The sequence below is a fragment of the Vibrio lentus genome (genome assembly GCF_002875945.1).
In the GTDB taxonomy this organism is placed as follows: domain Bacteria; phylum Pseudomonadota; class Gammaproteobacteria; order Enterobacterales; family Vibrionaceae; genus Vibrio; species Vibrio apostichopi.
Genome location: NZ_MCZK01000133.1, coordinates 41,283 through 48,737, shown reverse-complemented (window position 1 = coordinate 48,737; position 7,455 = coordinate 41,283). Strand labels below are relative to the sequence as shown.

The following is a 7,455-nucleotide window of genomic DNA, read 5'->3' as shown; positions in this document are numbered from 1 at the left end:
TGAATTACGCAACAAAGCCGGAAATATCTTGCTCTAACTTGTCTACGGCCTCTAGTGCTATAAGATACTCTTCTTGAATTGATGAAAACAAGGTTGATGAAAGAAAGCCTTTTTGATGAAGTTTTTGGTTATTTTTTAGTTTCTGATCTTTAAGGGCTAGTCGCTGCTGACTAGTTGAACGTGTATTTTTTATAGATAATAAACTTTTCTCTAATTGAATAAGTTGACGATCAATACGCTGTTTATCCTTAAAAAAAACAATTTCATTTGTTTCAAGCTCGTGGCTCATCGCTTTAATTTGACTTTTAATTTCCTTAGAAAGTGCTGTTGACAGTTCCATACCACTAACCATGCTTTGGCTGTTTCTAATTTTTGCTATTGGATTTCCTGCGAGGATATGATTACCCTCATTAACAAACAGCTCTTCTAAAACTCCTTTTCTACCTGAGTAAACCTTTACAACTCCCATTTTTGGCAATAAATAACCCTTTACAGTTTCTTTACGAGAATAATTATATTTAGCCAAAAATATCGAAACCAATAAAACAATAATGAAAGTAATTATTGAAATTAAATAAAGTGATGGTGGTTGCGTTAAGATTACTTTCCCAGACAAGCGGTTTTTCTTTGCTTCAATGGCTTCTTTTCTATAAAACATACAAAATTTACTGCTAGATGTGTCCCTAACTCCACGATAAATGACGCACAAATCATATGCAACCTTGATTTATAAATTTTGAGTTATTTATCATGGTTATATAAATTTATAGCATAATTTGATTGATAGGTAGGTAACAACAATGTTAAGTATTGCGTGCCAAAGCGCCCTAAGCGTGATGGATTATGATGCTATATACAAATTAAGGAAAAAAAATGAAAGTATTAGAACTACAACAAGCAGACTCGATTGTTGGTGGCGTTAGTCGCGGTGGCGGTAGCCGAACTTTTTCAGGTTTTACAGGGTTTCTCGCTGACAATACGGACAAAATGTTCGGTGCGCAAGATGCGAAAAACTATGCAGAATATAGAGCACATCGAGATCGCTCAGGAGATAGAGCCGCACAAGCCAGATCTCGCTCTCGTAGTGATATGAATGGACCAAACGATCGACATGGCCCTCGCGGGGGTAGATAGTTGTATATACTTAAAATAGCCATATTTATTTGTCTATTATTATTTACCCCTTTTCTCTCTAGGGAAGAGGGGTTATACTTTTTACTTGAGCATTTTCTGCCTACAACATTCAACATTTCATTTGATATTCTACCAGACTTATTTGATGCCTACCAAATGGGTATTAAGTTTATTGTCATTATGGTCGGATGGTTTACTCTTCGTCATTATATAGCTCAAGATATAAAGTGTACTGTTAAAATTAACCGTGTTTTAAAAGTTTCTTTTCTTTTTATCTGTGTTTCATTCATCGTTGGTTATCTAACTGAAGTTATTTATTCTGTGATAGGTTCCGACCATCTAGAAAAACTGGTATATCAATCAACTCCAGCATTTGAATACAATGATTCGATTGTTTGGTCTTCTGTAATTAAAACTTTCTTAATAATTTGTGTTTTAGCCCCAATAATAGAGGAAGTTACTTATAGAGCTATTCTTTTAAAAGGTCTAACATACAAACTACCTTTTTTTATATCTTCAATTTTATCTAGCTTAGCCTTTGCTTCCGTTCATGAAGAGTTCTTCTTTCCCTTTATTCTAGGAATAATACTTTCCTACATATATAAGAATATGGGCTTAATTTATTCTATTTGTGTTCACGTAATATATAACACATTCCACCTAACCTATCTCGTAGTGTTTTTTTTACAAAATGACTTCTACTATTACCCTGCCAGTTCATCAACATATATGCCTAGTTTGGACACGATAGGTGCTACATTGATTTTAACTTTGTTTATTAGTTGTAAATATTATCACTATTGGAAAGAGAGGGGATATGAAAAGCTTGATCATTAACACTGGAGTACAGGGCTACTGCATGAGTGCCTAGTTTTTCACCACCTGACTAAAACCAGTACTTAATACTGCATCTAGCATGGACGTATTCATCATACATCGCTTTTGTTTCCCTACTATGCTTAGATTGGTTGGCTCTTCTCGGAGCATGTTCAAGCTTATGTGACGTAAGTATGATAAGTTCTCCGCACCGTGAACTTTGTATGATCTATAACCTCAAGATAAGTATGCAAGTTTTCCTCCAAACCTCAATTGCAACATAAAGTCGGCTTAAGGGGCTAAAACACACCATTCACGCGAAACAACCACCTTAAGCACCAAAATAAGAAAAAACCAAAAAAATGATCCAGTGTTTTTAGTCCCCTTTAAGCCCTATTTGTTATATGTTTTACTTGCTAATATGCCAAGCCATTACAGCACTAACAATAAGTAAAAATATACCTATCAATCCGACATTAACTGAAAAACTTACTTTATTATTTTCGTCTTGAGAGTCATTGGTTCGGGACACAAGTTCACGATGAACCATTAACGACAAAAAGTCTTGACTAGCTGGATTGTTACCATCAAATGTAATGCCTGCCAATACAACGAGTAAAACCCCGCTATATGCAATGTAGTCAACTAAGTCTATTGTAGATAGGAAATCAAAATAATTGCGAGAAATTAGCAGAGCTAACGAAATCACAACAAGATAAGCAAAAATCCCTTTAAGGAAACCCTTCATTAAAACTCCCTGTACATATAACATTCTTAATAACAGGCCATCTCGTTTTTCTGACTGCCCGACTTTCGATTAATTTATCATAAGTCACTAAAAATTAAAGGGAATACATCAAGTTATGTACTCTATCCTTACATAGAAAACGCGCAGGAGTGTTATCACTTTTTAACAATGCGTGTTATCCAAGATACAAAAACAACGAACACCTTACGAAACAATAACTTATAATAAATGTGTAGATATACAGAAAAGAGAGTAAGGATGGTAAGTAAATCATCCATGAATTTGATATTAGGTTTTGTCGGGAAAACGAACGCCCGTAAAAAGTATAGAGCATTTGATCTAAGTGATTCCGGGGCAGAAGTGTTTAGCTTACCTGCACCATATTGAACAATGTGAACGCGCAAATATAGGCAGTGAGATCGATAGCTTTACTCAGCGGCATTCCTGCACCATGGTTCTCATTGACATCAATACGAATCATCATGGGCGCATCACCTTGATGCTTGTCTTGAAATTAACGGTACAGGGACTTGGTCGACTCTCTCACAATTAAATCAATCGGAGGCAATCTTGCTTCATGCCTTTCACCCGTTAAAAGATTCAAGATAGACTGAGCACACACCTCGCCAATCTCTTCAATCGGCTGCCTTAAGGTCGTTAATGCTGGCGTGAAATACTTAGATGTTGGCAAGTCATCAAAGCCAATCACCGACACGTCTTCTGGCACTTTATAACCATGGTCATGCAACGCCTTAATCGCTCCGTAAGCGGTTTGGTCATTAGCAGCAAACAAAGCAGAGAAGTGAACCTTAGATTCAATCAACTCGACCGTTTTCTCGTAGCCAGATTCACTACTGAAATCACCCTGCTTAACGAGTTTTGGCATCACTTTAATACCCGCCTCTTGAAGTGCTTTCTTGTAGCCCTCAAAGCGATTACCCGCATCAGGTTGGCTTGATAGCCCCTTAATATGAGCAATGTTCACATGTCCTTGTTGCAGTAAATGTAAGGTTGCCATGTAACCACCCAACACATTATCAATATTGATGGCGCGGACGTTATTCTCAACAAAATCGTAGCCAACCATCACGATAGGAATGTCTTGTGCATACTTGGCAATCTCTTCCTGAGTAATGCTTCCTGTCACGATGATCATGCCATCTACGTTACTTTTTGCCAGATACTCCAACGCGTGCATTTCTAACTTTTTCTGCCAATGCCCTGTCGCGATCACTAACGAATAACCTTGAGCGATCAGAGTTTTCTCCATGTCGTTGAGAATACGACTGGTGTAAGGGCTGTCAGGGTGTTGCACCAAGACACCAATAGTGAGCGAGCGTCGGTTGGTGTTTTCTTGCATTTGGAAGTTAGGTTTGTAGCCCGTGTCTTTAATAGCTTGCTCAATATTTTGGCTTTTATCGTCCGACACATAAGTGGTTCGATTAAGGAAGCGAGACACGGTACTGGGAGAAACACCAGCCAATCTTGCTACATCGTATACTGTTGTTTTTTTTGTTTTAGTGCGCATCTCGATACCCTAATCAAGTGACATTCGGGGAGCTTTAAGCTCCCCGTCAATTTCAACTTGCATACCACTGCTTTCGTTGAAAATCGTGTCATTAAGTTAATACAAGTAGGCGAAGATCATCCCCGGTCTAAAGTAGCGGCCAGCCGTATATTTCAAGCCAGTACTCAATAGCCATTTGTGTAAGCCTGCCAGCTTTTCTAGCGGAATTTCGCCGCCTATCATTTTAACAAAATTGTCAACATCTTTCGTTAATGTTGGGTTTATACGACCGTCAGACAGCACACACTTTTGACATTTAAGTACACTTAGCCAGTTTTTCGCATCATTTTGCGACACTTTAAATACTTCTATAAGATCTTTCTCATTGACAGATACAGAGCAGTTGAATCCCTCTGGCGCTGCAAATGGAATTTTCGAATAGTCATAGAGCGCGGTATACACGGTATCCATCAATGTTTCTGCTTGTTGCGATTTCCCCGCTAAGTTCAACGCCGTTGCCACACTAAACTGAACACCAATCCACACATCTTGAGCCTGGAATGCTTCATGTGGTGAACCGTCGGCTAACGTCATATTCGCAACACCCAACTCGGGGCTATTAATTTCAAAGTTGTGCTTATAAACATAGTCCAATGCGCGTTGGATGTTCTGTTGTGGGAAAATACCTTCCAAGCCGATGAGCTTTAGGTAGCTGTCGGCCAACAAGGCATCACCAAAGCTGTTATCAGAATCAGGCACTAAATCTAAGTATTCTTGTGTAAAGGCTTGAGGTGCGGTCTCACTCAGCAAGCGTTTCTTGGAGACTCTTTGAGATACCTTACTGATGTTGATGGAGGTATCCGTTTCATTTAGATAGGCATTGAGCGTGTTCTTGTCAGCAATCGCATCACCCGTCAAAGTCAGGCCTAAGGTTTCCAGAGCTTGATAGCCAGAACCGGTTAGATGCTTGGCTTGAACTGGGGTCACGAAGAAGTGGTAGTAACCCTCTTTGTCATCCCACAAACTTTGTTCAACCGTTGCCAACGCCTTTTTAGAACGCGTTAAGTAACCGGTAGCTCGCTCGCTTTCACCCATCAATTGTGCAAGTTCACTCGCCGCTTGCAGGCCAGCAACCCAAAGGCTCGCACAGTAAATTGAGATGCCATGAGAAGCGAGGTTATCAAAGGTATCGTCTGTGCCTCGGGTTAGTGGTAAATCGTCACCTTCAGCGATCAAATTCGATAAGAAATCGATGCTTTCAGTTACGGCTTGCCAGCACTCTTTAACCACAGAGAGATCTCGGGTGTTTTGGTAATGGCGGTACACCATCAGAATGTACTTCGGCGCTAAATCCTTCCACTCTTTCACGTTGTGCCAGCTGTAAGCATCGGGCTGGATGTCGAATGGGCTACCCAAGTCGTGGATTACCGCACCTCGAATGGCACGCACACCTTGGTACTTGTCATCAATCAATTCGGCATTAGGCGTCGCTTCATATTCCCAGTATCGGCGCTCAGTAAAGTCTTCCGCCAAAATGGCTTTCGAGAACTCTTTCATCACGCAGCCATCAAGCTCAGGCAGCAAATAAAGCAATGAGAATGAGCCGTAGAAGTACACATCAAGAGAGTTAAAGAATGGGTAGTCGACACACTCTTTCACCAAGAACTTATCTTCCTTATCCCATACCGTTGACTCCGCCAGAAAAGATAATGAATTCATCGCCATCGTCGCATAGCGCAATGCAGAATCAGGCTGTGATATCTTGCTTTGAGCTTGCTCTAGGAAAGCCGTTTGTTGCTTCACGATCTGATGCTCAATCGCTTCTAGCTGTGACAATACCTCTTCTAACATCGGCAAAGCCGGTTTCGTTTGCGGGTAGAATTGCGTGTACGCTTTATCTGAATGCCAGCCATTAAGCATGACTTTGCTGTGCGCCATCACCTGTGCAAAACGCAGATCAACAGACTCACCCGCTTCCAATTCAACCTGAACCACAACCAATGCGCTCAGTGCTTCACGTCCTGTATAGATACCGGTTTGGAACTCAGTGTTGGTACGGCCTGTTTTGAGTGCGAATTCTGTTTGCTGAGCTGTCTTAGAGGTATAAAGCGTTGGCTTGACAGAAATCGAGACCTTACCAGATTCAGTCAAATGGTTATCCGCTTGAACACCAAATACCACTTCGCCTTCAATGTCACTTTTATAAGGCGATTGGCTAGAGAGCTGAACACCCGTAAAACTGTGACTTTCACCTTTTAAGTTGACCACTTCATGCTGCTGGGCGATCGGGTTTTGAGACAAGGTACAAGCCGAATCCTGAATGCCATCGCGCCCTTTTTGGTAGGTTGAGCCAATCAAGTTTTGTAGCGGTTGAGCAAGCGTAATCACACGTGTGTGCGATGAATTATTGGTTAATTCGAAGTGATTCCAGTGCATCGGTAAAGAGCAAAGGCGTTTGTTCTCTTTAACGATCGGAGAGACGACCTTACGCTTTATATTAATATCTTCGAAGCTACTGTATTTATATTCAGCTAATGGATACAAAGCTTGATATTCTATATCCTTGCCATTAACACTGTCTATATCACTGCCATTGAAACTATCCATATCATTATTATCACCCGCAGTAAGTGATAATAATCTCGTTGTATCATTTATTAATAAACCATTAAAGAAATCTAAGGCTACATATAATTGACAAATAGTTGAACCTGAATCTTCTTCAATCAACAATTGAGTCTTATTTGAAAATTCAACGTTCCATTTTGTAAAGTTATCTTTATTTTCTTGGTAGAAGCGACCATTTGTTAATGCAGCTCGGATCAGGTTGATCGCATTCGATACGTTTTTGCTTTCAATCTTGTTGCCATCAAACAAAGCAGGATAAAAGTTCAGGTGAACACTCAACTCTTGTTCGCTAAGAACTTGCAGCGTATCGATAGTTGGCACATTCATCACAGATGCATAAAAATCATTAAAATTAATAACTTGCTCTGAGCAATCGACAAATATTCCCGGAATAAAGCTGAAGTTTGGTGTATTGCCGTTTGGCGTCAGTGTAAATGTGTTGCCAATTCCGCCCACCGCCATACCGGTATTTTCTGGTGTAGTAGAAATTGGCGTGTACCAAGGTTGAATAAATTCAACTGCATCACCTTTTTTACACAGATGTTCTGAATTTCCTGAGTAGCTCGTATATGGAATTTTATTATTCATTTTAAAACCGCCATTGAATATTTTTTTCTTCTTG

At 40.0% G+C, this 7,455-nt stretch carries 6 protein-coding genes and 1 pseudogene; 2 read left to right on the top strand and 5 right to left on the bottom strand.

From position 1 onward, the window contains the following. Positions 1-4: 4 nt before the first annotated feature. Positions 5-658: a hypothetical protein gene (locus BCT49_RS14890; RefSeq protein WP_241908090.1), complete on the bottom strand. Its 654-nt coding sequence runs from the start codon at positions 656-658 to the stop codon at positions 5-7. A gap of 215 nt (positions 659-873) precedes the next feature. On the opposite strand from BCT49_RS14890, the gene BCT49_RS14885 reads away from it, so the two are divergent. Together BCT49_RS14885 and BCT49_RS14880 are read left to right on the top strand one after the other, a co-directional pair. Then, positions 874-1,134 (top strand): hypothetical protein, encoded by a 261-nt coding sequence (locus BCT49_RS14885; RefSeq protein ID WP_102436229.1) that lies wholly within the window; start codon positions 874-876, stop codon positions 1,132-1,134. Then, positions 1,135-1,971, top strand: a complete 837-nt coding sequence (locus tag BCT49_RS14880) for a CPBP family intramembrane glutamic endopeptidase (RefSeq protein WP_102436227.1) — start codon at positions 1,135-1,137, stop codon at positions 1,969-1,971. A gap of 30 nt (positions 1,972-2,001) precedes the next feature. Here the strand turns inward: BCT49_RS14880 and BCT49_RS14875 are convergent. The 4 genes and pseudogenes from BCT49_RS14875 to BCT49_RS14860 all read right to left on the bottom strand — a co-directional run. After that, positions 2,002-2,175: pseudogene (locus BCT49_RS14875) on the bottom strand (ISAs1 family transposase); the annotation flags it as partial. Between the two features lie 184 nt (positions 2,176-2,359). Further along, complete coding sequence (locus BCT49_RS14870) at positions 2,360-2,698, bottom strand: hypothetical protein (protein WP_102436225.1); 339 nt, start codon at positions 2,696-2,698, stop codon at positions 2,360-2,362. A gap of 514 nt (positions 2,699-3,212) precedes the next feature. After that, on the bottom strand, positions 3,213-4,226 hold the full coding sequence (locus tag BCT49_RS14865) for a LacI family DNA-binding transcriptional regulator (RefSeq protein ID WP_102436223.1): 1,014 nt from the start codon (positions 4,224-4,226) through the stop codon (positions 3,213-3,215). Between the two features lie 96 nt (positions 4,227-4,322). Continuing rightward, the gene (locus BCT49_RS14860) at positions 4,323-7,421 is read right to left on the bottom strand and encodes a GH116 family glycosyl hydrolase (RefSeq protein ID WP_102436221.1); all 3,099 of its coding nucleotides are present in this window, start codon (positions 7,419-7,421) and stop codon (positions 4,323-4,325) included. Positions 7,422-7,455: the final 34 nt, after the last annotated feature.

Coding starts and splice junctions, on each gene's coding strand:
- BCT49_RS14860 (WP_102436221.1), bottom strand. CDS start 7,421: ATGAATAATAAAATTCCATATACGAGCTACTCAGGAAATTCAGAACAT.
- BCT49_RS14865 (WP_102436223.1), bottom strand. CDS start 4,226: ATGCGCACTAAAACAAAAAAAACAACAGTATACGATGTAGCAAGATTG.
- BCT49_RS14885 (WP_102436229.1), top strand. CDS start 874: ATGAAAGTATTAGAACTACAACAAGCAGACTCGATTGTTGGTGGCGTT.
- BCT49_RS14870 (WP_102436225.1), bottom strand. CDS start 2,698: ATGAAGGGTTTCCTTAAAGGGATTTTTGCTTATCTTGTTGTGATTTCG.
- BCT49_RS14890 (WP_241908090.1), bottom strand. CDS start 658: ATGTTTTATAGAAAAGAAGCCATTGAAGCAAAGAAAAACCGCTTGTCT.